At 45.0% G+C, this 24,243-nt stretch carries 26 protein-coding genes; 2 read left to right on the top strand and 24 right to left on the bottom strand.

Translation table 11 applies throughout. The annotated features are described in order from the left end of the window. Window positions 1-87 precede the first annotated feature (87 nt). The 12 genes from ASG89_RS24585 to ASG89_RS24540 all read right to left on the bottom strand — a co-directional run bounded on the left by ASG89_RS24585 (window position 88) and on the right by ASG89_RS24540 (window position 10,343). Complete coding sequence (locus ASG89_RS24585) at window positions 88-867, bottom strand: DUF817 domain-containing protein (protein ID WP_057313653.1); 780 nt, start codon at window positions 865-867, stop codon at window positions 88-90. Then, entirely contained in the window at window positions 864-1,679 is an 816-nt protein-coding gene (locus tag ASG89_RS24580) for a VanW family protein (protein ID WP_057313849.1), read from the bottom strand. The genes ASG89_RS24585 and ASG89_RS24580 overlap by 4 nt, the downstream gene beginning before the upstream one ends. A 172-nt stretch (window positions 1,680-1,851) precedes the next feature. Continuing rightward, the gene (locus tag ASG89_RS24575; protein ID WP_057313652.1) at window positions 1,852-2,325 is read right to left on the bottom strand and encodes an acyl-CoA thioesterase; all 474 of its coding nucleotides are present in this window, start codon (window positions 2,323-2,325) and stop codon (window positions 1,852-1,854) included. A 58-nt stretch (window positions 2,326-2,383) separates the two neighbouring features. After that, window positions 2,384-3,562: a formate-dependent phosphoribosylglycinamide formyltransferase gene (gene purT / locus ASG89_RS24570; protein ID WP_057313651.1), complete on the bottom strand. Its 1,179-nt coding sequence runs from the start codon at window positions 3,560-3,562 to the stop codon at window positions 2,384-2,386. Between the two features lie 357 nt (window positions 3,563-3,919). Then, complete coding sequence (locus tag ASG89_RS24565) at window positions 3,920-5,824, bottom strand: nitric oxide reductase activation protein NorD (protein WP_235549907.1); 1,905 nt, start codon at window positions 5,822-5,824, stop codon at window positions 3,920-3,922. A gap of 28 nt (window positions 5,825-5,852) precedes the next feature. Continuing rightward, on the bottom strand, window positions 5,853-6,743 hold the full coding sequence (locus tag ASG89_RS24560) for an ATP-binding protein (protein WP_057313848.1): 891 nt from the start codon (window positions 6,741-6,743) through the stop codon (window positions 5,853-5,855). A gap of 75 nt (window positions 6,744-6,818) precedes the next feature. After that, the gene (locus tag ASG89_RS36645) at window positions 6,819-7,031 is read right to left on the bottom strand and encodes a hypothetical protein (RefSeq protein WP_157276787.1); all 213 of its coding nucleotides are present in this window, start codon (window positions 7,029-7,031) and stop codon (window positions 6,819-6,821) included. Then, entirely contained in the window at window positions 7,028-7,714 is a 687-nt protein-coding gene (locus ASG89_RS24555; protein WP_057313649.1) for a hypothetical protein, read from the bottom strand. The genes ASG89_RS36645 and ASG89_RS24555 overlap by 4 nt, the downstream gene beginning before the upstream one ends. Before the next feature lie 28 nt (window positions 7,715-7,742). Further along, on the bottom strand, window positions 7,743-7,898 hold the full coding sequence (locus ASG89_RS36640; RefSeq protein WP_157257047.1) for a hypothetical protein: 156 nt from the start codon (window positions 7,896-7,898) through the stop codon (window positions 7,743-7,745). 188 nt (window positions 7,899-8,086) lie between these two features. Beyond that, window positions 8,087-8,566, bottom strand: a complete 480-nt coding sequence (locus ASG89_RS24550; protein ID WP_235549906.1) for a hypothetical protein — start codon at window positions 8,564-8,566, stop codon at window positions 8,087-8,089. Between the two features lie 47 nt (window positions 8,567-8,613). Further along, on the bottom strand, window positions 8,614-9,249 hold the full coding sequence (locus ASG89_RS24545) for a trimeric intracellular cation channel family protein (protein ID WP_082593566.1): 636 nt from the start codon (window positions 9,247-9,249) through the stop codon (window positions 8,614-8,616). A 17-nt stretch (window positions 9,250-9,266) separates the two neighbouring features. Beyond that, window positions 9,267-10,343 carry a Gfo/Idh/MocA family protein gene (locus tag ASG89_RS24540; protein WP_057313646.1) on the bottom strand — a complete coding sequence of 359 codons (1,077 nt, stop codon included), beginning with the start codon at window positions 10,341-10,343 and terminating at the stop codon, window positions 9,267-9,269. Between the two features lie 256 nt (window positions 10,344-10,599). On the opposite strand from ASG89_RS24540, the gene ASG89_RS24535 reads away from it, so the two are divergent. Continuing rightward, window positions 10,600-10,821, top strand: a complete 222-nt coding sequence (locus ASG89_RS24535) for a hypothetical protein (protein WP_056621044.1) — start codon at window positions 10,600-10,602, stop codon at window positions 10,819-10,821. Here ASG89_RS24535 and ASG89_RS24530 read toward each other — a convergent pair. The 3 genes from ASG89_RS24530 to ASG89_RS24520 are packed head-to-tail and all read right to left on the bottom strand — an operon-like array spanning window position 10,818 to window position 12,063. Then, window positions 10,818-11,204, bottom strand: coding sequence for a kinase-associated lipoprotein B (locus ASG89_RS24530; RefSeq protein ID WP_057313645.1), 387 nt, complete (start codon window positions 11,202-11,204; stop codon window positions 10,818-10,820). The two genes, ASG89_RS24535 and ASG89_RS24530, sit on opposite strands and share 4 nt — an antisense overlap. A gap of 20 nt (window positions 11,205-11,224) precedes the next feature. Continuing rightward, complete coding sequence (locus ASG89_RS24525) at window positions 11,225-11,542, bottom strand: thioredoxin family protein (protein ID WP_057313644.1); 318 nt, start codon at window positions 11,540-11,542, stop codon at window positions 11,225-11,227. 2 nt (window positions 11,543-11,544) lie between these two features. Beyond that, a complete protein-coding gene (locus ASG89_RS24520; RefSeq protein ID WP_057313643.1) occupies window positions 11,545-12,063 on the bottom strand; it encodes a hypothetical protein in 519 nt (172 codons plus the stop codon). Window positions 12,064-12,136: 73 nt separating this feature from the next. Here ASG89_RS24520 and ASG89_RS24515 point away from each other — a divergent pair, with 73 nt between their 5' ends. Then, on the top strand, window positions 12,137-12,358 hold the full coding sequence (locus ASG89_RS24515; RefSeq protein WP_057313642.1) for a hypothetical protein: 222 nt from the start codon (window positions 12,137-12,139) through the stop codon (window positions 12,356-12,358). 64 nt (window positions 12,359-12,422) lie between these two features. On the opposite strand, the gene ASG89_RS24510 is transcribed toward ASG89_RS24515, so the two are convergent. From ASG89_RS24510 to ASG89_RS24470, 9 genes are all read right to left on the bottom strand, one after another. Continuing rightward, a complete protein-coding gene (locus ASG89_RS24510) occupies window positions 12,423-14,036 on the bottom strand; it encodes an ABC-F family ATP-binding cassette domain-containing protein (RefSeq protein WP_057313641.1) in 1,614 nt (537 codons plus the stop codon). A 78-nt stretch (window positions 14,037-14,114) separates the two neighbouring features. Continuing rightward, window positions 14,115-16,070: an ABC-F family ATP-binding cassette domain-containing protein gene (locus ASG89_RS24505; protein WP_057313640.1), complete on the bottom strand. Its 1,956-nt coding sequence runs from the start codon at window positions 16,068-16,070 to the stop codon at window positions 14,115-14,117. After that, on the bottom strand, window positions 16,067-17,089 hold the full coding sequence (locus ASG89_RS24500) for a M42 family metallopeptidase (RefSeq protein WP_414813285.1): 1,023 nt from the start codon (window positions 17,087-17,089) through the stop codon (window positions 16,067-16,069). The genes ASG89_RS24505 and ASG89_RS24500 overlap by 4 nt, the downstream gene beginning before the upstream one ends. A 179-nt stretch (window positions 17,090-17,268) precedes the next feature. Beyond that, window positions 17,269-17,559: a Dabb family protein gene (locus ASG89_RS24495; RefSeq protein ID WP_057313638.1), complete on the bottom strand. Its 291-nt coding sequence runs from the start codon at window positions 17,557-17,559 to the stop codon at window positions 17,269-17,271. A 27-nt stretch (window positions 17,560-17,586) separates the two neighbouring features. Next, window positions 17,587-19,143 (bottom strand): ABC-F family ATP-binding cassette domain-containing protein, encoded by a 1,557-nt coding sequence (locus ASG89_RS24490; protein ID WP_057313637.1) that lies wholly within the window; start codon window positions 19,141-19,143, stop codon window positions 17,587-17,589. Window positions 19,144-19,248: 105 nt separating this feature from the next. Further along, on the bottom strand, window positions 19,249-20,748 hold the full coding sequence (locus tag ASG89_RS24485) for a DUF6382 domain-containing protein (RefSeq protein WP_057313636.1): 1,500 nt from the start codon (window positions 20,746-20,748) through the stop codon (window positions 19,249-19,251). Window positions 20,749-20,761: 13 nt separating this feature from the next. Further along, entirely contained in the window at window positions 20,762-21,322 is a 561-nt protein-coding gene (locus ASG89_RS24480; RefSeq protein ID WP_082593564.1) for a prepilin peptidase, read from the bottom strand. Continuing rightward, entirely contained in the window at window positions 21,297-21,962 is a 666-nt protein-coding gene (locus ASG89_RS24475) for a hypothetical protein (protein ID WP_057313634.1), read from the bottom strand. Before ASG89_RS24475 ends, ASG89_RS24480 begins: the two co-directional genes overlap by 26 nt. A gap of 16 nt (window positions 21,963-21,978) precedes the next feature. Beyond that, window positions 21,979-24,237: a hypothetical protein gene (locus ASG89_RS24470; protein ID WP_057313633.1), complete on the bottom strand. Its 2,259-nt coding sequence runs from the start codon at window positions 24,235-24,237 to the stop codon at window positions 21,979-21,981. Window positions 24,238-24,243 lie beyond the last annotated feature (6 nt).

The following is a 24,243-nucleotide window of genomic DNA, read 5'->3' as shown; positions in this document are numbered from 1 at the left end:
CCCAGAGCCTGTGCTCTGGGGGTTACGTATTGTGGGGGTATTTTGTCGCATATTTATGTTCGATTCACAGGTGGCAAAATTTACAAGTTAAGTAGAAACTTGCTTTGGATATTTAATTCGCTTCAATTCCGCCACGATGATGATTGTAATAATCACCAACATAAACCACGAACTAATTTTACCCCAATGTACAATCCGCCAAGAAATCTCTTGATCTGGATAGCGCCAAGCACCAAGAAACGTTGAGATATTTTCAGCCAGCCAAATAAATAAAGCGACTAACATGAAAGAAAGAATCGTATGCATACGATAAGTTTCAGTTGTGACTGTGAACCGAATATGAGATTTGTAGAACAGTATCACGATGAAGGCAATGAGAATCCACCTGATGTCATACATAAAATGATGGGTAAAAAAATTCGCATAAATACCTATCGACACCAGAATCGCCATGTACTTGCTAGGCCAGTTAATGAGATGCAAATCAAAACGTTTCCACGCCTGACACACATAACTCGAGACGCTGGCGTACATAAAGCCGCTATACAGCGGGACTCCGGCTATTTTGGTTAAGCCTTCCTCCGGATATGACCATGAACCCATGCGTACTTTAAACAACTCGAGGCAGAGGCCGATGATGTGAAAGACCGTGATAACCTTCAGCTCATCTACACTCTCTATTTTCGTCCAAACCAAGATCAATTGCGCAAGTATACACACAAGTAAAATGAAATCATAGCGATGAATAAATGGCAGTTGTACTACTTTGGACACAGCTAACGTCATAAAGATGATAACAGGAAATATACAGCATAAAGCCTGTTTCCAACCGAAAATGAGAAAATCCTTCACATACTCTCTCTTCATTCGTTCTCCTGAGTTCCGTTAGATTTCATATATTTGACCTCTGCATGATTCACATTAATCAGTTCTTCAGCGACGATTGAATCATCTTGTTTATTTATTTTTTGCCGCCAAATTTCGTTGCCTCTATACCACTTGTTTGAAGTTTCGTAGAATGAATGATTCTTCTCTTTCACTCGATAATTATAAGGCAATTCTGCATCGCAGCTTATCGAACCTTCTAAGTACGCTTCCGTAATCTCCAGATGAAATTGAAACCGATTCGCAGTTGGATTATAGAATTGTAAATCGACGTAATTATAAAATACACTCGTTCCCGTACCAAATGGGATTATTCTGCGGTCGTCTGGGAATAGATCGAAGCTGTGATGGTGTCTTTCTTTGATCATAAGCGGCGTATGTAAAGCAAGCCAATATAACATATTCGCTAACTGACACAAACCACCTCCTGTACCTACGCGAACTTCGCCATGAGATAGCATGAGACCCTCGATATACCCCTTTTCTTTACTTGTCACACCAATAAGCTTCCAAAAGGAAAACGTTTCACCGGGATGAATCACAATGCCATCCACATGTCTAAGCGCTATTTTCAAATTCACAATCTTATTTTCTTGTAGAATAGGATCTGTATTTCCGAGTACCCGCCGCAGAATAGATTTGTGTTTCTTTGCTGTATAAGTATATTGCTGAGGACTTCTAACTAGAGCATATTTGATCTTGGGATTTAAATTGATGATGCGTCGTTGTAACATCAGTTGCTTGACGCGAAGCCCATATAAAAAAGGAAATCGCTTCCCTATTCGTCGTTTCATATCAACTAGTCCCACTGATTCTTCATCCTTCTCTGAACAAAAATTGGAGGCATCTCATCCTCTCTTCATTTGACTCCTTAACCAATAAAAAAGTTGTGAGATGGACTCTTTTTTCAAAGAAAAAAGCAGTTCCCTCGTTGGGAACTGCTGCTGTCACAGGCAAAAAGAACGCTTATAGACGTGTTTCCTTCCGAAGCTTTCGCGCTGTAAATCGGGCTTCCGCGGTTTCGAACAACCGTTTCTCTTCATCGGTCTCGGCAATAATGCCTGGGACAGGACACGGCTGCCCAGTTTCATCTAATGCAACAAACGTCAAAAATGATGTGGCTGTATGTTTCTTTTCTCCAGTCAGAAGATTCTCGGACTCAATTTTCACATAAACCTCCATCGAACTCCGATGTGTCCACGTGACAAATGCTTCCAATTGAATTGCCTCGCCAAGCTTAACCGGTGCGAAGAAATCCAAGCTATCACTCGACGCAGTTACCACACTCTTACGACAATGGCGCATGGAGGCAATCGTGGCAACTTTATCAATATATTGCATCACGCGACCGCCAAAGACAGTGTTATGATAGTTCGTGTCCGCCGGCAAAATTATTTCTGTCAACACGGTTCGAGACAGTCTTGCTGCTTTAGGTTCCATATTGGTTGCCTCCGGATGATGACTTCAGACCTGGTACAGCGTACTTCAGTCATTCAGTTTAGTTGTAATTCAATGTGAGCTTACTAGCTGCTTCTTTAGCTAGGCTGCGTGCTTCTTCTACAGTCTGCCCAGAACTCAAGGCAACAGCCATACGACGACCTACTTTGGTTTCTGGCTTGCCAAATACCCTGACTTGCGTATTCGGTACAGATAAAGCCTCATCAATGCCGCTAATGGTATATTCAACTTGTTCGCGATCAGCTTTCAAAGTGTAGCTGGCGCCTGGCGTCAATAAACGAACGCCCGTTATAGGGAATCCAAGAATCGCTCTCGCATGCAGTGCGAACTCACTGAGATCTTGCGTAGCCATTGTAACCATACCTGTATCATGTGGACGCGGGGACACTTCGCTGAAGTATACACCATCTGAGGTTAGGAATAATTCAACACCATACAAACCGTGACCGCCAAGTGCGTCAGTAATCGTTTTGGCCATGAGCTGTGCATCCCTAATTTGCTGCTCAGACATCGTATGCGGCTGCCAGGATTCGATGTAATCGCCGTCTTTTTGAATATGGCCAATTGGCTCACAGTAAGTTGTCCCTGAAACAGAACGAACCGTCAATAACGTAATCTCGGATTCGAAATGGATGAATTCTTCGACGATCACACGCGCTTTCTTGGCACGACCACCTTCCATCGCGATGTTCCAAGAAGCTTCCACACCTTCAGCTGATCGGCATACACTTTGCCCTTTTCCAGAGGAGCTCATGATCGGCTTAATCACACAAGGTGTCCCAATTACTGCTACAGCTGCGTGCAATTCTTCAAGACTATCGGCAAACTCATATTTGGCTGTGCGTAGTCCAAGTGTTTCGGAAGCGAGTCGACGAATCCCTTCTCTATCCATCGTTAAACGCGATGCTGTCGCCGTGGGGATAACACGGTAACCTTCTTGTTCTAATTCAACAAGAACAGACGTCGCAATTGCTTCAATTTCAGGTACGATGAGATCTGGGCGTTCTTTCTCGATAACCGCACGAAGCTGCTCGCCATCCAGCATCGAAATAACATGACTGCGATGAGCAACCTGCATGGCTGGCGCATTCTCATAGCGATCCACGGCAATCGTCTCAATGCCGAGTCGCTGCGCCTCAATAATAACTTCTTTGCCTAGCTCACCAGAGCCAAGCAGCATAATTTTCTTGGATTTGTTGGATAATGGTGCTCCGTACATGAGATGAAATGCCCCCTAAATGAATGATGAGTACAAGTTATGTAGGATTAGTACGTATGTGATTCATCCGACTTTTGTCGGAGTTTGGCGAATTTTACCTAGAATGACCCTGATCTATTGTACTGGATTTTGGGGTTAAAAGATAGATAAGATCTTCAGATTGAGCTGTTAAACGTTATTCTGAACTATACATTGCGTATAGCTCAGCTCGGTTAATACATATAAGTAAATGTAAAAAATACATCGAATTTGCGTCTTTTGGAAAAGTTTCAAGCGAGTAAATGAATTTCCTCCAGATACTTTTAGGATTTAGGAGATAAATCATAAAGTCCTAAAAATAACTGGAGAAAGAACAGATCATGATTGGATAGATTTCAGCAAAAGCTTACGTAAAATCGGCACAAGCTGTTCATGTAGACCTTCAACATTCGGAACAACGATGCTGCTTCGCCCATACATATTACGCATTGCGTTCCGCTGTGTTTCATGCACAGTGCCATTTGCCAGAAAAACGCTGATCACTTCAACACCCATGCGTCTAGCTTGCAGAACGGCTTCGTGCGTATCCAAGATGCCGACATCATTATAGTTGGCTGCCGAAGGCTCCCCATCCGAGAACACGAGGAGGATGCGCTGCCGCTCTGTGCGCCGCAGCAGCCGTTTCATCATCTCGCGTATAGCAAAGCCATCGCGATTGTCTTGCTGCGGCTCCAGCTGCATCAGAGCCGCTCCACTCCCGGCCGCGAGGCAGGAGCCGAAGTCCACCGCAACCTGGAACAGGTTCGGTGCCTCCTGCTCTGTTACGCGGTCCGCGTCCTCCCAGAATCCCACAATTTCGTGGGGGATTCGGAGATTCTTTAGGGTCTCGTGGAATAGCACGAGACCGAGCTTGGTTTCGTCCATTTTGTCATACATGGACGCTGAGCAGTCGACAAGCAGCGCGAACGCTGCGTCGAGCTGGGGAACCGGCGCGCGCTTCTTATAGAAGAGGCGCGGCAGTTCTTGTGTAACGGCTCGTGTTAGCCGCTTGTCGAGCCGCCCGAATAGGCGATCGCCGCGCGGGCCGATCCGCCTCTGCGCAAGCGTGCGCCGGATCGCACGCTGCAATGGCTTCGCGAGCGGCGCTGCGCGCTCGCTCAGGCGCCTGAACCCGTCCTCCTGCGCAGCAGTAGGACGTTCAGGCAAGAGCCAGGTCGCCGTCGCATACGCGGCGACCTCGCCCTCCCCGTGCCCCGCGGCAGCGGGCACGGAATGCCCTTGGCGCCGACTTGCTGCGGCGCCGGTGCGCTGGGCGCGCTGCGAGCGCCCCTGGGTGATGGCGAGCGCCTGGTCGGCGGCATCGCCCTCACGGGGCGCAGAGCCCTGCGCGGCGGTGCGTGCGCCGCGCTCCAGCTCGAACCGCAGCAGCCCTGGGCTGCGGTCGCTGCTCTCACGATGCCAAGTCGGCATCCGCTCTTGGCCTGGCAATTGACGCTCCCCTTCTTGCTCGGGGAGCACATCATCGTTAGCGAGCCGCTTCGCGCGCTTCAGCTCGCCTTTATAGTCCGCAGGCAGCGGAGCCGCGCTGCCGCTTCCCTGCTGCATCCAGAAGTACGCAGCCACAGCATCACGCTCTAACCACGGGGACAACGTCTCGAATATCTGTTCACATAAAGTTGCAACCTCGGTCGTATGCGACGATTCCTCTACTTGCTCTAGCATCGCGTAGAGACCACCCAATCGAGCAGATAACTCACTTCCAAGCACAGAACAGAATGACTCATCTTGCCACGACTTACCAGTGAACCAACCATACACGATCAACAGCAACGCATCCGCCAACTCACCTTTGCTCACATGCGTTCGGAGCTTATGCCCGAAATATCCGCCTAAGATCTGATGCCTATGTGCAAAGACAGCTCCCATTCCAGGACGTTGACTGCGGCAAATTCGCTCCAAACGCATATCCTCGCATAGCGCAAATAAGCTATTCGCCATCTTAGGAAACCTGACATTTGAACAGTATTTGAGGTAGGCGGTCACTGCCTGCTTTCCAGTAAACCAAGCACTGCCAAGACAGCGTAGATACACATCGGTTTTCATACCTGCTGTTTTGTCACGAAGCGGATAATCCCACCAAAACTGACTCACCGTCATTTGCAAGGCAGTCTCATCATAATGCGCATGAAATCCAGCCTCGACTTCCAGCTTTCCACGTTTCGTAAACAAACGAGCCAAATCCACTAGCTGCATGTGGAGCAGCGCATCGATTTTATCATCCAATCGACTAAGACTTCCTACGAACATTGCGCTACAGTAACGTTTCAGCCGTATTCATCACAGCTGCACGTTCCCTTTCATCCTCTAGCTTATCCGCTATCGCACGCGTAACTGCCCGCATCGGCGGTATATAGGCTGCCAAATCACAAGCGTCTAACAAAGCCCTAATTGATCCAGCTTCATCCGGAAGTTGGCCCATTTCAATTAGCGAAAGCAAATCAGCGGATAGTTGGACAAAGGTGCGCAGCAGCTTATCATCACGCAACACCGAACGGCTTTTTAACAACTGAAACAGTAATTCCCCTTGCAAATACGGCACTTCCACGGTAACAAAACGATTTTTCAGCGCTTCATTTAATGGCACAGTGCCAATGTAGCCTTCATTAATCGCAGCGACAACTCTGAAATTCGGATGGGCAGTTATCACTTCACCTGTGAAAGGGTTAGTTATCGATCTGCGGTGATCCAACACACCGTTGATGAGAGGGAGCGTTTCTGGCTTGGCCATATTAATCTCATCAATGTAGAGCAAGTGCCCTTTGGTCATCGCTTTCATAATTGGACCTGGGATAAATACAATTCGACTCCGTCCTTGCTCATCATGTGTTAGCGTTTTGAAACCAAGTAGCGCCTCCGCATCTAAGTCCGTGGAACAATTCACGCTGTGCATAGGTAGATTAAAAACAGCGGATACGTGCTCAGCGAGCTTTGTTTTACCTGAGCCTGTCGGTCCCTTTAGGAGTACATTTTTGCCCAGAAACAGTGATAAGATCGCATCTGTTAACAATTCTTCAGTTGGCGCTTCATAGGCAGCAATTCCGATTAGCTTACTGTCCTCGGCGGAATGACTGATGAGCTCATACTCCTCTAAACGTGTTCGGACCTCTGGTGGTAATGCATCTATTTTCAAAAAATCTGTCATCATCGCGTCGGTAATCCTTTCCTGATTGCATTATTCTCTAACTATTATCAGGATAGCGCGAATTGTCAAGCTTCATCAGGTTAACCAAGGCTCCTCAATGACGGAATGGGCATAGAAAGCCATAGCTTCACCACAAGAAGGGCAACTTGGTTTGGTCGTAATTTCATTGTACACCTGCGCCAAACTGCAGGCCGTTTCATAATTAATGGCGATCATCACATCTTCTTTGTGGACATACTCACATATTCTCGAGGAACAGTAAGCGCGAACTTTGTATTTATTACTCATTTGGAACTATTAAACGTATATTGCACCATCGTATTAAACTCGTGCAAGAACATATCCATCCGTTTATTTTTCCTCTGCTGCATGTCGTAGTACATCATCCTGTTTACGAACAAAGCATTTGACGAAATGAAAATATGTGAATCGGGATAAATACGCGTTAACACATGTCGAATCACATTCATGCTATCTCCAGGTATAGGTTTGGCAGATACCCAATCCATTTGAGCGCCCTTCCCTGAACCGAATAACCCCGCTTCCGTCGCTGGATCGTTATACTTACTTAGTTGTTTAGCTTGCTCATTTATAGCATGATCTTGAAACTCTCCCATATCAACTGCTACATATATATTCGTATCCGTCATTGCGATTGAAGTCGCGCCCAGATGAGCCTCTTGCATCACTTGATCTGCCACCTCGCGGTTCATGGACAGGTAGGTATTGCGATGTAGATCGGCTTCCTCTAAGCGCGATTGACCTCTTGCTCGATCAATCGTTTGATCAATCTTAGTGACAGTTACAGCGGTTTTTGACTGATCCTGAAGCTTCGTCGCACTAGAATCTGATAACCCAACACTTTGAATAGACACTGTAGCCTTCTCTATTTTGTTTGAGTGAGTTGTTGAACACCCCGTCGAGCCGACGAGGGCAGCCGTCATGATGACTGACATTTTCACAGCTTTCATCGTCATTCCCCCTATCTCTCTGTATGTATTACTTGCTTGGGAGCCCATCCGCTTCCTTGGTATAGGCAATTAGCGCAATTTCGTACCCTAATTCCTCTTTCATGCGAGTTTCTAGATTGCGAAGATCTTGCATTAATTCCTCATGAATACCTAAATTTGCAAAATGATACGATTCCATTTCCATCTTCAAATGTCCCCCTTTCTTATCTTCAAATGACGCTAGTGTTAATATGGTCTATTTCCCTTATTTTTACTAAACGTCTCAAAGAAAATAGAGTGATGGCTTGATCTGGACAGTTAGGTGGATCACAAAAAAACTCTTCGAAACCACTCAAATTGAGCAGTCTCGAAGAGGTTCATTTCGCTTTCAATCTAATCTTCTTTCTTCCTAGTCTCATCCATTTCTTCTAACAACTTACGAACGGCTTCCGGGTCTACATTTCCTTGTTCATGAAAAGCGCGGAGCTTCTGAAGAAGTTCAGCCGCAATGGCTTCATCTTCGGATTGTTCAGCTTCGTGCGAAGGATCCCACCAGATATAGAAGCCTTCTGGGCCATTTCTTAAGAAGGAAGCGTTCCAGTGCTCTGGATAGGCATATCCTTGCTCGCCAAAAATCATACCAAGCACATCATCATTCTCAATGGGCATTAAGTAATGAAAGGACTCCGGCTCTCCGGTATTCGTGAAATCTCGGTGCATGTAGGCGTAATGCAAGTAATGTTCACCAGTCTCTGAATCCTTTGATATTTCATACAGATCTAACTCCGTTTGCAACAATTCCTTAACGGAAATAATACGGGTCGCAATCGTTTCAGCTGCAATTTTCTGTTGCTGTGTTAAAGATGCTTCCACTTGAAACTCCTCCTTTCTCAACGCGATCGCCATTCAGGTGACTTGGTCTACGAATCCGATCTTCGTGTGGACTCCACTAATGAATCACGCAAAGAGCGTTTTGGCAGCTTCCATTTATAATTAACTGAGAACATACGTAAAATGATAATAAGGGCAAATAGAATAGCTAACTGCCAAGTACCTTGTGACCACCCAAGTCCGACCAATGCACCTGCGAGCATGCCCCAAACGGCATAAATTTCATCTTTGAGCACGAGAGGTTTGCGGCCTGCTAACACATCACGAACCATGCCTCCGCCAATCCCAGTTAATACCGCGGCAACGATGATGGCACTTAATGGGTGGCCCATATTCGTCGCATAGAGCGCCCCTTGGATGGCGAATGCCGCTAAGCCAATGGCATCAAAGAAAGCTTCCCAGGTTTTCCACATGCGAATATATTTGACAGGCATAAGGAAAACAACTGTCATCGCAAATAAAGCGATTTGAAAATACATCCCTTGCTCCCATAGAGCCACTACTGGTTTGCCAATGAGCATGTTGCGAATGATCCCACCGCCGAAGGCTGTAACAAGCCCAAGTACATACACACCTAAGATATCATATTCTTCTTCCATCGCCACGATCGCACCACTAACTGCGAAGGCGATCGTCCCTATGATACTAAATAACTCCCAGTTCACTTGCTTGCAGCCCCTGTCTACTCGATGTCCCAGTTCAATTTTACTTCATCGCCCGTTTGCGACGAACGGTAAATCGCATCTAGGATCAAATTATTCGTGTAGCCAGTCATGACAGAAGTTATTGGCTTAGAACCACTCGCGATACTGGACAAGAAATGCTGCACCATACGTGTACGTGGATCATCATTCGCTGCAGGAGTCGAAAGTTCCATTTCCACGATCCGATCGAATTTTTCTGCAAAAAGCTTTCCTTTGGCTCCTTTCAAATACGCGCCGCCTTCCGATCCTAACAACTGTACAACTGGCAAGTTATCCGTTTCGAGCAAGCCTGCCCAGCTGACTTCCAAAGAAAGTGTTGCTCCATTTTCAAACTTAATCAAGGCTGTCGCTAAATCCTCAACATCAAACTTCCCTTGCCAATTCGGAGCTCCCCATGTGCCAATCCCTTGTTTACGCGGTCCAAACTCGGAATAGGTTGATCCGTATACAGAAACTGGCTTTGGATTTCCCATTAAATACAACGTTAGATCTAACATATGTACACCAAGATCGATTAGGGGACCTCCGCCTGATTTATCCATTTGTGTAAACCATGTTCCCCAGCCGGGAATACCCTTACGTCTCAGATAGCTCGCTTTCGCATGATAGATGTGACCGAGCGCACCTTTTTCCACTTGCTCCTTCACAGCAATAGACGATGCTTCCCAACGCATTTGGTGAGGAATCATGAGAATCTTGCCCGCTTTGCGCTCGGCTTCAACAATTTGACGAGCTGAGGCTAAATCGATCGCCATTGGCTTTTCCAGCATGACATGCTTTCCAGCCTCTAATGCTTGAACTGCAATTGGTGCATGCCATTCATTCGAAACAGCAATAACGACCGCATCAATGGATGGATCCCCTAACAATTTATCTGAACTTGCATAAACTTGCTCAATGTTATGTTCTTTCGCTCTCATTTCAGCAAGTGGCAAATATACGTCTGTCACGCCTGCAAGCTGCGCCCCTGGCATGGTTTTAAAAGTCTCCATGTGTACATTTCCGATATTTCCGGCGCCAATTATCCCAATGCGAATTGGTTTTGCTACTGTCATTTCTGTGACCCTCCAGAACCTGTTAGAATACAATCTTATCTATTATAAATGGGGTTAACACTCCCCGCAACCACGAATCTGCCTTCTAAAAATTTATCTTATCGGAACTAGCCCTGTAGCGCTATTATTCACATATAATAAAATGCTAAAACTTTTTTAATAGTTGCACGCAAACATATTTAACATTTGAAATGTATCCTAAATTGTATAAGACAGCAATAAAGCGGCAGTTACCGTGTAAAGGAGGGCTTTAATCATGCAAGCAAACACAATCCGTTTCAAGAATAAATCGATCCCGGTGATGAATTTTACTCATAAACGTTCACAGATGGAGTTACTCTCGACTAAATTGAAGGAATACGAACTACATTTTGAATTTCGCAGAAAATTAAAAATGATCTCGATGATCGAGATCATTGGTGATGTGGCTATTTTCAAATACAATGATGGTACCAAATTGTACTTAGAAGTATCCTAATTGGACGGTGGAAAATATTCTTTACTCAGCTGATCAAGCTCCTGTAGAGAGCGTCGGGCCCATGCTTCCATGTCTGACAGCTTATCGATCTGAGCCGATAGCGCTCTCTTCAGAGACACTTGGTAATCTGGCACCTCACCCGCATAAGGACGAATCGTTGCAAGCGGCATTAATGCGATTTCTTGATGGGATAATGCCCTTCTTTGATGAAAAAAAGCTACGCTTGGATCCATCGGATTATGTAAATCTCCTTGTGTTGGGTGATCCTTCACGGCAAGAATACGAACAGCCGCCTTCATACTGGAGGACATTTCTACAACCTCACCATAATAAACCCCTGTTTTGTACTCAGCGATAACGCGGTCTCCGATTTGAAAGCTCATTCTTTACTCCACTCCTATTCTCATTCAACTAATGGCATTAGCCTTCGATATAACTCATCCACGGATTGCATCCGATATATAACTTGTTTCTCTTCGCCAGGTTCAATGATGACAATACAAGGGACACTTGCAATTTGCCATTCTTGACTGATTTGAGGCAAAAAATTAATATTACATTTCACTAACGGCATGTTCGGTTTCATCGTCAATATGATGTCCAGCATACGCTCAGTAACTTTGCAGGTACCGCATAACGGTGTGTACATAAAGACAGCAAAAGATTTTTCGTTATCTTGGTTTACTTTGGATTGCAATTCTTGTTGAGATAACTCTTGCATCGCTATGTCCCTCTTTCATCCAGCCACACTAAGCTATCAAGCGCATAGTCGATTAGATCCGAAAAGTCATCGAGGTGGCTCTCATCAATTTTGCGACCAAAGGATAATGTAATGAGATTACGGTACTCCTCTGGCTGTTCTCCAAATAGATACGAAATTTGTTGGGTAATACGAGGGCGCTGCTCCCAAATGGCATTCAATTGTGCTTCAATCAATGGGCAATCTAATTCGGGATCGTTCACATACGTATGTAGCTTAATTAACAGCGTGCATCCAGGTTTAGCCGTAGGATTTTCTAGAATTTCAGCTGCCAAATCACTCAAATGCACATGCAAGTGAATTTCCGCTTTGTTCAGTAATCCCACTTGTCTAGCAAATTCAATAGCAAATGTGCGAGACATCGAGGACAAGTCAATTCTATCTTCTCTTCGCGTTATGATGATTTTACCTTCCAAATCCAAATCATAGACGGCCCCTTCGAGCACAACTTTGATATTATCATAGATCGTCGGATCAAACATCCCCACACACCTTCTTTCATCTTTTCTTTGATTCGATTATACTATGTTTATACCACGTAAAGAAGGTGTTCTTATGTCAGACAATCCACAAGCTGGACAGGCCGACCAGGTCGAGCCGCAAGGAGTCAAAAAAGTCAGTTTAGCCGATGCCATTAAAGCAAAGCTAGCACAGAAGCAAGCGGATCAAGCCGCAGCACGCGCTAACCCGAAAGCAGCAGGAAATGCGAATCAAACTGCAAAAAGCCAAATGACCAAAAAAGTAAATAATCAACGCCGTCGCACTGGCGGCAGCTAGACCGTACTTTATGTAGTAAAAGCGCCCTGAGAGTAACACTTCAGGGCGCTTTTCACATTATTTCTTACGCGTAATGAATTTCGCGTTGTTTTTTCACATCTTCGCTTTCCAAGAACTCATCGTACGTCACCATTTTGTCGATGATACCTTTCGGTGTCAACTCCATAACGCGATTCGCAATCGTTTGAATGAACTGATGGTCATGGGAAACGAACAACATCGTACAATCGGAATCAACAAGGCCATTGTTAAGCGCTGTGATGGATTCCAAATCCAAGTGGTTCGTTGGCTCATCAAGAATTAGAACGTTGGCACCGCTCAACATCATTTTGGAGAACATGCAGCGTACTTTTTCTCCTCCGGAAAGGACATTCGCTTTCTTCAACGCTTCCTCGCCAGAGAACAACATGCGGCCTAAGAATCCACGTAGGAAAGACTCATCCGGATCTTTGGAGTATTGACGCAGCCAATCCACCAGAGTTAGTTCGGAATTGAAGTAATCTTGGCTGTCTTTTGGGAAATACGCCTGTGACGTCGTGATCCCCCATGAGAACGTGCCGCTGTCTGCTTCCAATTCACCCATTAAAATTTTAAATAGCGTAGTTTTAGCAATACCGTCAATACCCACAAAAGCGACTTTATCGCCTTTATTAAGGGTAAAGGAAACATTGTTTAGAACTTTAATGCCGTCAATTGTTTTCGTTAGACCTTCAACAGCCAACAATTGCTTACCAGCTTCACGCTCACCTTTGAAGTGAATGAACGGATATTTACGGGAGGACGGACGAATATCTTCAAGCGTAAGCTTTTCCAACTGCTTTTTACGGGATGTCGCTTGCTTGGACTTGGACGCATTCGCGCTAAAGCGCGCGATAAAGGCTTCCAACTCTTTACGTTTTTCTTCCGTTTTCTTATTCGCATCACGTTGCAAACGAAGTGCCAACTGACTGGACTCATACCACCAATCATAGTTACCAACATACATTTGGATTTTACCAAAGTCAATATCTGCGATATGTGTACACACTTGGTTCAAGAAGTGACGGTCATGTGATACAACGATAACAGTGCCTTCAAAACGGGACAAGAAGTTCTCCAGCCATTTAATGGACTCCATGTTCAAATGGTTGGTAGGCTCATCGAGCAAGAGGATGTTCGGGTTACCGAATAACGCTTGTGCTAAGAGCACGCGAACTTTCTCGTTTCCGTCAAGATCTTTCATTTTCGTATCGTGCAAGGAAGTTGAGATTCCTAGTCCGATTAATAGCTCTGCTGCGTCGGATTCTGCTTGCCAGCCATCAAGATCTTGGAATTCGCCTTCAAGCTCAGCAGCTCTCATGCCATCTTCTTCAGAGAAATCGGCTTTCGCGTACAGCGCATCCTTCTCTTCCATAATTTTAAACAAACGAGAATGACCCATAACGACAGTTTTCAAAACTTCGATTTCATCAAACTCGTAATGGTTCTGTTTGAGGACAGCCATGCGCTCGCCAGGTGTAATGCTAACTTCACCTGTGTTCGGCTCGATCTCGCCAGAAAGGATTTTAAGGAAAGTAGATTTACCAGCACCATTTGCTCCGATCAAGCCATAGCAATTTCCTGGTGTGAATTTAATATTGGCATCTTCGAAAAGGGCTCTCTTGCCGTAACGAAGCGTCACGTTATTTACATTAATCATGGGGTCTATATACCTGCCTTTATAATATTTTCTTCTAATAGATATTCAAAAAGTCGGATTTTTGAACTACCTCTACTATCATACCTTATTTCGTTCTATTTGTTCTACTAACTCTGATAAATAAGTCCATCTTTCCATCGCAGCTTCCAGTTCTGCAGCGGTTTGTTGCTCCTGTTCATACAGGTCGCGGGCGAGATCAAAGTTGCTTCCAGAGGCTTCGATTTGCTTTTTCAAGCTTTCTGCTTTGTCCTCAAGGGCAGCAATTGTGTTCTCAATTTCGTCCCATTCTTTCTGTTCTTTAAACGAAAGCTTTTTGGGACGACTCGCGGCTGGAGCTGCATTCGAAGGTGACGTGTTAGTAGCTGTGATGGCGCTATTTGCCTTCGCACTCGATTGGCGAATGATTTCTTTCCTCGACTGCTCAGCCTCTTCTTGCTCACGCCGTTCTTCCAAGTAGTCCGAATACGTACCAATGAACGGCTCGATCCCGCCATTCCCGTCAAAGGCAAATAAATGCGTCACGGTTCGATCCAAAAAGTATCGATCATGCGATACCGTAATAACAGCCCCGGAGAATTGATCTAGATAATCTTCCAGTATCGTCAAAGTTTGGATATCCAAATCATTGGTCGGCTCATCGAGGAGCAGAACGTTCGGTTCGCCCATTAACGTGCGTAACAAATAAAGTCTACGGCGCTCTCCACCAGAAAGCTTGCCGATTGGCGACCACTGCAGATTAGGAGAGAATAAGAAACGCTCGAGCATCTGTGCAGCCGAAATGGTTTCACCATCCGACGTCCGTATCTGCTCTGCCGCTTCTTTGATATATTCGATTACACGCATTTTTTCGTCCATTTCGACGTTTTCTTGCGTGTAGTACGCCAACTTCACCGTCGTTCCGGTCTCGATCGTGCCGCTGTCGGGCTGAATACGCCCGGCAAGCATATTAAGCAACGTCGACTTGCCGCTGCCGTTCGGACCAATGATGCCGAGACGATCCTTCGGCATCACAATGTAGCTGAAGCCGCTGAGCAGCTGCTTCCCGCCATCGAAAGACTTGGTGATGTCGTCAAGCTCCATCACCTTCTTGCCAAGGCGGCTGCCAGCCAGCGCCATGTCTAGCTTGTCAGCGGGACCGTCTACCTTGCGGTCCCTTAATTCCTCGGCGCGGTTAATACGCGCCTTTTGTTTCGTCGTGCGCGCCTTCGCGCCGCGACGGAGCCAGGCCAGCTCGCGGCGGAGAAGATTCTGCCGCTTATCTTCACTAGCGGCTTCGGAATCCATCCGCTCCGCCTTCTTCTCGAGGAACCACTCGTAGTTCCCCTCATAGCTGTAGATCTTGCCCCGGTCGAGCTCCAGAATGCGGGTGGTGACCCGCTCAAGGAAGTACCGGTCATGGGTAACGAGCAGCAAAGCGCCGCGCCATTTGCTGAGGAACTCCTCGAGCCAGATGGCCGTCTCGTTATCAATATGGTTCGTCGGCTCATCCAGGATGAGCAGATCGGCGGGCTGAATGAGAACGCGCGCCATGGCGACGCGTTTGCGCTGACCGCCTGACAGCTGTCCGACGGGCTTGTCGAACTCGCTGATGCCGAGTTTCATCAGCACGGTTTTGGCCAAGGTGCTGGCTTCCCAGGCACCTTGCTCATCCATGCGCGCCTGAGCGGAGAACAGGCGCGCTTGTTTCTTCTCGCTGGAGGCGTCCAGCTCCAGTTCCGCAAGGGCCAGCTCATAGTCGCGCAGCGTCTTCATGAGCGGCGAATCGCCGTGGAATACTTGCTCGAGCACCGTAGAGTTCGGATCGAACTCCGGGTTTTGCGGCAAGTATTCCACGCGGAAATGGTTCGCGTGCACGAGCTTGCCGCGATCCGGGGTTTCCAAACCAGCTAGCATCTTCAGCAACGTGGACTTGCCTGTGCCATTCACACCGATGAGGCCAATGCGCTGCTTCTCGTTCAAGGTGAACGAGATATCATCGAAAATCACTTTGTCGCCGTAGGTTTTGGTAATATCGACTGCACTTAGAATATTCATCTTTGCACCGGCTCCTGGATGTACGCGGCAAGCAGCGCGGCTGTGTTTACTACAGCATCCATATGCGTTCGTTCCATGCTATGTGAGGCATGAACGCCAGGCCCTATTAGCGCAGCCCGAATGTCACGACCACCTCTAAGTGCTGCCGATGCATCCGAGCCATAACGCGGATAAATATCAACTGCATAGCCAATTTCCAATTTCTCAGCATGCTCGATCATTTTGGAAGTCATCGCATAATCATATGGCCCTGAGGAATCCTTGGCACAAATAGAGACATCGCGCTCACTGCCGCTCAAATCATCACCAAGCGCACCCATATCTACCGCAATAAAGTCCGTAATATCCTCAGGAATAAATGAGGAGCCATGACCAACTTCTTCGTAGTTGGAGAAGAACAGCTTGATTGTATAATGTGGTTGAAGGCTTTGTTCTCTTATCAGCTTAAGAAGTCCGAATAGGGACGCTACGCTCGCTTTGTCATCCAAATGGCGTGATTTTACATATCCATTCTCTTTCACTCGGACACGCGGATCGAAAGAGATGAAATCGCCAACGCGGATCCCAAGTGCCTGCACATCTTTTTTGGAGCTAACAAGCTCGTCAATACGGACTTCCATATTCGCTTCATCACGCTTGTACTCGCGCGCGTCCTCGTAAACATGAACAGAAGGTCTCGACGTAAGAATCGTGCCATCAAATACTTGCTCATCACGTGTATGAATTTGCACATATTCATTCTCAATGGCACCCATCATAAAACCGCCAAGTGACGTAATTTTCAACGTACCATTCTCTTTAATTGAACGAACCATAGCACCGAGTGTATCTACATGCGCTGAAATGCCAATTACGCGATCAGAACTAGCACCTGGAATGGTCACAATGCCGCAGCCTTTATTCGTATAAGAAAGCTCGAAACCAAGCTTACTGACTTCTAACTCTACTTTTTGCATAATATGATGCGTATACCCTGTTGGACTAGGAGTCCGCAGGAGCATTTCTAGAACTTCTGTCATATAAGCTCTATTTAATATGTACTTCACTTGAATTCCTCTCCCATGTCTATGTAATTTCATATTGCGCTAAACACACAAAGAACAGTGCAGCCTAAGAATTTTCACTAGTGCCTGACAAGGTCAAGAACGAGTCTCTTCTAAGGATACTACACTGTTCTCCTATGTTTTTCAAACATGGGTTAGCTTACAAAATCAACACAAATGGACGTTCCATCAAGAACTGTTTTCATATGAGCTTTGACTTGTTCATGCAGAGGGTGCGTATCATAAACCTTCAAATCGTCTACTGAATCAAATTTCGTAATAAGTGCGATATCGTACGAACGCTCAAGGTGTAGAATGTCTGTTCCGACCTCAATGTGCCTTAAAACCGGTATTTTACCCTCCATGTTCGTAAGAACAGCTTTGGTTATTTCTATGGCTTCTGGACTACGATCTTTGAGCTTAAAAAACACAACATGCGTTAACATCGTTATCTCCTCCATTTGATTAATGAATTAATTCGTTACTTTGGCAGACCATTCTTCAACGTCCCACACACGAGTTACCCAACCTTCATAGAATTCCGGCTCATGGCAAACAAGAAGTACAGTACCCTTATACTCTTTCAAAGCACGCTGAAGTTCTTCTTTGGCAACGACGTCCAAATGATTCGTCGGCTCATCGAATAACAACCAGTTGCTTTCTTGCATAAGCAGTTTGCACAAACGAACTTTCGCTTGTTCTCCACCACTTAACATGCTCATTGCACGCGTGATATGCTCATTCTTAAGCCCGACTCGTGCAAGCGCTCCTCTGACTTCATTCTGAGTCATGGAAGAGAATGAATTCCATACATCATCAATCGGAGTCATGCTTGGTGCTTTGACCTCTTGCTCAAAGTAGGCAGGACTCAAATAATCGCCGCGATATGTTTTGCCGCTGAATGGTTCGATTTTCCCAAGAATCGTCTTCAATAACGTAGATTTACCGACTCCGTTACAGCCGACAATTGCAATTTTCTCACCGCGTTCAATCGTCACATTCATCTTTGGAAGCAAGGCACGATCATAGCCGATCTCCAAATTTTCCGCTTCAAATACTACTCTACCACTTGAACGCGATTCTTTAAATATGAATGTAGGCTTCATAGCCGTTTCAGGACGTTCAATACGATCAATTCGATCCAACTGCTTCTCGCGGCTCTTCGCACGCGTTGAAGTTGAAGCACGCGCTTTATTACGTGCGATGAAATCTTCTTGCTTCTTGATATATTCCTGCTGTTTCTCATACGCATCGATATGCTGTGCTTTGTTCATTTCAGCCATATCCAGGAATTTCTCATAATTCGCCGTATATCGCGTCAATTTGGAAAACTCCAAATGGTACACAACATTAACGACATCGTTCATAAATTCCGTGTCATGTGAAATCAGCATAAATGCATACGGGTAATCCTTCAAGTACATTTTCAACCATTCAATGTGTTCTACATCCAAATAGTTGGTAGGCTCATCTAGCAACAGTACGGTTGGTTTTTCTAGCAATAGCTTAGCAAGTAGAACCTTCGTTCTTTGTCCACCACTAAGCGACGTCACATCGCGATCTAATCCAATCGCATTTAAACCAAGACCGTTACCCATCTCTTCGATTTTCACATCAAGCAGATAGAAATCTCCGATCTCTAAACGCTCTTGAATTTCACCCATTTCCTCAAGAAGCTCTTCAAGCTCCTCAGGCGTGGCATCTCCCATTTTGTCGGTAATAGCCATCATTCTTTTTTCTTCTTCATACAAAGGCAGGAACGCATCTCGCAAAATATCACGGATTGTTCGACCCGCGGCCAACACAGAGTGTTGATCCAAATATCCATAATGGACTCTCGGAGTCCATTCTACCTTGCCTGTATCCTTTAAAAGCTTGCCTGTTAATATATTCATCAACGTGGATTTCCCTACGCCATTTGCTCCTACAATGCCAACACGTTCACCAGCAAGCAAGCGGAAAGATACATTTTTGAACAATGTACGATCGCCAAAGCTGTGGCTTAAATCTTCAATTGTTAAAAGACTCATTTTGTAAAACCAAACCCCTGTCTAGTTCTGAGATAATCACGTATTTTACACGCGACTTCTTATTATACCACTGCTCATCGCAGACAGGAAGTAGAACTATTTGTATTAGAGCCGAAAAATCAGTTCTTGTCGAATAATTCGCACAATATCCCCATCTTTTAACGAATATCCTTGATAGGTAACGAGGGGGAAATCATTCAAAAACGTTCCGTTCGTAGAACCTGCATCTCGAAGTAGAAAGCCGTTGCTAGTTTGAACAATTTCCGCATGAATCCTGGAAACTCCAATATCATCCACCACATAATCGACTTTACTGCTTGAATCTCCTCTGCCAATAGTAAAAACATCACTTTTAATCGGAATGGTTCGACTGACTCCTTCTACTTGACTCTCCAATCGAGGGCCAATTGGCTCTTGCTTAGGTAATTTTCCAAGTAACACTGTGGCATTTGAATGTGAGGGGCTAAGTAAGGTTGTATGCAAAGTCAGATTTTGATAATAGTGTTGGATGTCCAGTAGATCCGACGCACGAGCAGCATCTTCACGCACGACTTCCTTCTCGGGATCATAGATATTGTGAGTGATGGAGGAATTTTTTTGATTTAGATTCATTCGAGGAGTGAAATCTGGGCGACCTAAGAACAAAAGAACGAAACCCACATCCCCCAACAACAAGGTGGTTCCCGCTATGATTTGCAGCATGCTCACGCTGGGGTAGACCAAATATTGCTGCCATAGAAAAGCAGATAAGATTAGGATAAGAGCTATTGTCATCCATCGCCATCGTTGTTGAAGTGGAATGAATGAAAGAGGGAATATACGTAAATTGGATGTTGATGACTTCATATCATGTCCATTCGTTTGCATCTGATCAGGTTTAGGTAAAATGGGATTTTCCGATTTGGGCAGTATGTGTTTGGCTTCATCACGCTTCCAATGAGCTTTGGGTAATCCTAGTTCTGGTAATGAAGCTTCAACTTCAATAGGTTCTGATTCTGTTTCACTCATTGATTTTCTTGTAAGAATCGGCTCGTCCATTAGCTTTAATAATGCTTCTTTATATGTCAAAAAATTTTTATTTGCTAATTGTGTGGACATCCAAGTATGTAGTTGATTCTGTTCCTCTTCTCCAAGGTGTAAGATAAGTTTATGAAGGAGTGCATCTATCGCAGGATAGCTCTCATCGACATCGTGATCTATATCTAAGGGCGCATACGTAAGGTAAACGTCCGACCAGTCTTGCCCGATGAAGATGAAATTATCCTTTAATACGAAATTCATTTCACACAGCATATAATTCTTGCTCTCATCCAATGTACAAACAATTGCATACATCAGCTTGGCAAGTAAACGGACCGAGATATTCTCTACCTTCAAGACATATGACAGCATTCGTTTGGATGACAATCTATAAAGTAGTCTAATGTTCGAATCCACTTCATGAATGTCCAGTGGCAGCACTCTCGGAACTTGATTGGCTTCTAACATTCGCACTTGCAGGTTGGAAAGCTCACTTGCTGCTAGCCCTCCTTCTTTAAATAACTCCATGAGATGTCCATGTCGATAAACAAATTCATAACGAAGCCCGAATACTTCTTGCGTCATTCAATCACCTCATTCAAAGCAAAGAGTAGTAAATCGTTAGGGCAACAGCTGGAAAAACCGCGTACATAAAGGGAAATTTGATGTTTTTTTGCTGCTTAAGCTCAAATAGGGTTTCAAACTTATGAAGTGCACATATTTCGAACAGCCAACCTGCAAGCTTACTTCCCGTTACTCTCATTTTTCTTTGAATAAGTAGAAGAAATAGTCCGATTAATCCTGCCCATAAAATCGCATAAACAAGTGTTTGTATCACAAACATAACCCCCATCATCGAACCAATAGCAGCAAAAAGCTTGACATCACCAGCCCCCAAAGCACCGATTACATACAACACAAGTACCATTAGAAAGCCTGTACAGCTACCTATGACGGAAAAAAGCAACCCGTTCCAGCCTCCTGATACTGTGTGGAACAAGACACCGAATAACGTTCCACACAGTGTCAACTTATTGGGCAGCCTGGAATGACGCGCATCAATGACGAAGGCCACAGTGATAAAAATAATAAATAGACCATGACATACAAGAATAGTGTTACTCCTCCCCCATTTAAGCTCCAACCCAAGCCCGCTCATAAGCCTTTTTTTTCAAAACAATCGTTTGGCTCATAAAAGGGATGGGCAATTTATAGATCAGTTGAGCTTCAATTCCAAAATACGCCTCACCGTCTTGTTTTAAACTCGGCAACGTCACGGAGATAACTTTAAAGTTCATCTTATCAATGATCTTTGCATCACAAAATGCAAACACAATTGGTGTAAAGACAGCAAGCATGCGCGGCAAAACCTGTGAATGATACAATCCATTCAACTCATCTTGTGCCATGCCTTCGCCAAGCTCCCGCTTCTCTTTTTCCCAGCGTACGAGCTCTATAAGTGAATCGGGTATGTAAGCCCCGTATTCAGTTACTATTTCCTCTGTATTCGTCACGTGGTTCCTAGCCGATTGGACGCCATCCACGACACTATTAAGCATCTCCGCAGCACGGCTTTGATCATATTTCGATTGGGCCTCCTGGACGACTATCCTCACTGGATACAGTTGACCCGCAATAGACTTCGTCGCCTCAGACACGCCTGACTGCAACGCCATTTCAACCAACGCAATTTGAATGAAAAGGACCAGTCCTACTACGAAAGCAAGAAACAAAGGTAGAATAAGTGATGCCTCTAAGACGATGCCGCCTTCTTGTTCTTTGTGTAATTTGAGAAGCAAATCTATGCCTCCTTCCTCAATACGAAACGACGGCAGCTCGATTCATTTGACAGTGTGTTCCAACAACTTTACATCCTAGAAGTCCAGTCCCATCCAACAGCTTCATGACTTGAGGAATAAACCAAAGTCTTATTTCACTCGTTGCATTCGCTTGGATATAGGAGGTTACTTGATTAAGATCTATCCCTGTTTCTAATTCATGGAGAGCCTGCATTCGGGCCATCAGCTTGGTATTGTTGCTATGCAGAATGAGAAATAAACGGAGATAGTCTTTATAGGTCAACTTGAGTACCGACGAGGAGAGCTTTGACGATAATTCAACAGCTTCCCCTTTCACCAAAGCGTTCATATCGACGAGTGCCTCTGCTGCGCCTTGAGCTGCTGCGGCCAGAAAAACGAGAAAAGGAGAGCCAATTTGGAGAAGTTCTTTTTTAGGATCTAATAGCGCTTCAACCGTACGAATCGCTAACCGTAATGAAAACATTTCAGCATACGCAGAAGCCATATTACCCGCGCAAGAGGAGAAGCCGTACAATAGATACTCAACCTCTTGATTTACTAAAGCGTGTGTCCCGGGATCTACTAACTCATTCGACACTTTCGGGTTCCCGTGGGGATCTTTCTCTAATCCATAAGTTCGATAATTAAACTTTGTTAAGGCATATTCATTCACGTATAGTTCATCTCGGAGAACTTCCGCCGCGTTGTTTAATACGCCTAGCATATCCATTGCCCTCAAACTAGCAGGCTCTGCTTTTTCAATGTCGTAGGCTACATCGTTCCCGATCATTGAATCTTGCGCATTTACTTGTCGATATTTCTGATAATAACCGGATTCACCTTGGAGTTTACTATAAGTCACAGAATCACTGGATTGCGTACTCGTTAGGGTGCAGCCACCAATAGCTTGCTTGGCCTGATCCATAATGGCTTGAATTTTGTTCTTTTGTGTCTGTTTATTCGTCGTTGTTGTTTCATTTGTAGTCATTCTGGATTTCTCTAACGGACTTTGTTTGGCATGGAAATCACTTGCCACTGTCAAGTAGCTGTCGTTGGCTTGGTTGACCATACTTGTATGCACAGATGTATATAGCATGACACTCTCTACGGCAGATCGGAATGACGAAAACAACGCGGCGATCCCTGCGATCGACGTTTGATATTGGTAAAAATATTCATCCCCAATTAATGAAACGTGTTGAAACACAGCATACGCAGCTGAATTTCCTTGCATAGATGAACCCCTAACTCCTGTCAGCTTTATGCGTATCTCCTCATTTTGTTGCTTGGCTAGTCGCAAAGTTGGCTCAATCACCTGCTGTAGATGCAGAACCACTTTCTCATCTGCAGCTACTTCAAGTTTCGTAGAGATGACTAGAGATGTATAAGTCAGTATTTTCTGAACTAAAGCTTCAAGCTCATTTAGCTTTTGTGAGAGCATTCCTGCCTGTTCCTCAAGCCTGCTTTTGGCTTCGACAAGAGATCTGATACTTGCCGCTGCCTCAGGACCTGCTTGTACGAGGGATGCTAAAGAAAGATCCATATTCCTTATACTCGCCGAAAGTGAACGTAAATTTTCTTGAACTTGGCTGATTTCACCACGTACTTCATCAACCGTATGAATGCCGATTTCAGCTGCTAATTTATCTAGTTCAGTAACTCTAGTTCTATAATAGCTATGAAAATTAGTAGTTCTAGCATGCAGCTCTTCCGCATTCTGCCATGCTTCATCCAGCGAGCTTTCCCGTTGTTCAATCAACTTCTCAAGCTCTGCAGATTCTTTAGCAAATTGGGAACCAATTTGAAATGGCTCTCGGACACCGCTCTTTTGAAATTTATCAACAATTTCGAGCGTGTATTCAATCGGTGCTTTTATTTTCATATCCTCTAGGAGCTGTCCCTCAAATATGACATGACTAGCAAGCGTATACACTGGCGTAACGCGCAATGTTCCATCAACAGCCTTGGTTTCAATAAAGTGAAAAGCATTACCCGAGCCGCTACCCGATAAGTTTTGGACAAAGACATCGTAAAGTAATTTCTCGGAAGCTTCCTGAGACAGACCCATGCCATAAAGTCCTCTCTTCTGCAGCTCTTGATCAAAAGAAGACATCACGGATCGTGTAGAAGCATGTAAGGCAGATTCCGTTTCTTTCTCCGCTACTTTAATTCTGGCAAAATCAATAAGTACCGCTTGAAATAAAAAAATCGGCACAATAATCAAAATCAAATAGACGGATACTGTGCCATTTTCTGTTCGAAAGAATCTGTTCAATGGTTC

It is taken from the genome of Paenibacillus sp. Soil766, assembly GCF_001428105.1.
In the GTDB taxonomy this organism is placed as follows: domain Bacteria; phylum Bacillota; class Bacilli; order Paenibacillales; family NBRC-103111; genus Paenibacillus_E.
The sequence above is the reverse complement of the archived record's forward strand: the minus strand, read 5'-3'. Positions and strand labels throughout refer to the sequence as shown.

Excerpts from the sequence above, each read along its gene's own strand:
- ASG89_RS24490 (WP_057313637.1), bottom strand. The coding sequence starts at position 19,143 with ATGAGTCTTTTAACAATTGAAGATTTAAGCCACAGCTTTGGCGATCGT.
- ASG89_RS24515 (WP_057313642.1), top strand. The coding sequence starts at position 12,137 with ATGTCAGACAATCCACAAGCTGGACAGGCCGACCAGGTCGAGCCGCAA.
- ASG89_RS24585 (WP_057313653.1), bottom strand. The coding sequence starts at position 867 with ATGAAGAGAGAGTATGTGAAGGATTTTCTCATTTTCGGTTGGAAACAG.
- ASG89_RS36640 (WP_157257047.1), bottom strand. The coding sequence starts at position 7,898 with ATGGAAATGGAATCGTATCATTTTGCAAATTTAGGTATTCATGAGGAA.
- ASG89_RS36645 (WP_157276787.1), bottom strand. The coding sequence starts at position 7,031 with ATGAGTAATAAATACAAAGTTCGCGCTTACTGTTCCTCGAGAATATGT.
- ASG89_RS24560 (WP_057313848.1), bottom strand. The coding sequence starts at position 6,743 with ATGACAGATTTTTTGAAAATAGATGCATTACCACCAGAGGTCCGAACA.
- ASG89_RS24480 (WP_082593564.1), bottom strand. The coding sequence starts at position 21,322 with ATGAGCGGGCTTGGGTTGGAGCTTAAATGGGGGAGGAGTAACACTATT.
- ASG89_RS24505 (WP_057313640.1), bottom strand. The coding sequence starts at position 16,070 with ATGAATATTCTAAGTGCAGTCGATATTACCAAAACCTACGGCGACAAA.
- ASG89_RS24520 (WP_057313643.1), bottom strand. The coding sequence starts at position 12,063 with ATGTTTGATCCGACGATCTATGATAATATCAAAGTTGTGCTCGAAGGG.
- ASG89_RS24525 (WP_057313644.1), bottom strand. The coding sequence starts at position 11,542 with ATGCAAGAGTTATCTCAACAAGAATTGCAATCCAAAGTAAACCAAGAT.
- ASG89_RS24555 (WP_057313649.1), bottom strand. The coding sequence starts at position 7,714 with ATGAAAGCTGTGAAAATGTCAGTCATCATGACGGCTGCCCTCGTCGGC.
- ASG89_RS24500 (WP_414813285.1), bottom strand. The coding sequence starts at position 17,089 with ATGACAGAAGTTCTAGAAATGCTCCTGCGGACTCCTAGTCCAACAGGG.
- ASG89_RS24535 (WP_056621044.1), top strand. The coding sequence starts at position 10,600 with ATGCAAGCAAACACAATCCGTTTCAAGAATAAATCGATCCCGGTGATG.
- purT (WP_057313651.1), bottom strand. The coding sequence starts at position 3,562 with ATGTACGGAGCACCATTATCCAACAAATCCAAGAAAATTATGCTGCTT.
- ASG89_RS24495 (WP_057313638.1), bottom strand. The coding sequence starts at position 17,559 with ATGTTAACGCATGTTGTGTTTTTTAAGCTCAAAGATCGTAGTCCAGAA.
- ASG89_RS24540 (WP_057313646.1), bottom strand. The coding sequence starts at position 10,343 with ATGACAGTAGCAAAACCAATTCGCATTGGGATAATTGGCGCCGGAAAT.
- ASG89_RS24510 (WP_057313641.1), bottom strand. The coding sequence starts at position 14,036 with ATGATTAATGTAAATAACGTGACGCTTCGTTACGGCAAGAGAGCCCTT.
- ASG89_RS24485 (WP_057313636.1), bottom strand. The coding sequence starts at position 20,748 with ATGACGCAAGAAGTATTCGGGCTTCGTTATGAATTTGTTTATCGACAT.
- ASG89_RS24575 (WP_057313652.1), bottom strand. The coding sequence starts at position 2,325 with ATGGAACCTAAAGCAGCAAGACTGTCTCGAACCGTGTTGACAGAAATA.
- ASG89_RS24580 (WP_057313849.1), bottom strand. The coding sequence starts at position 1,679 with ATGAAACGACGAATAGGGAAGCGATTTCCTTTTTTATATGGGCTTCGC.
- ASG89_RS24530 (WP_057313645.1), bottom strand. The coding sequence starts at position 11,204 with ATGAGCTTTCAAATCGGAGACCGCGTTATCGCTGAGTACAAAACAGGG.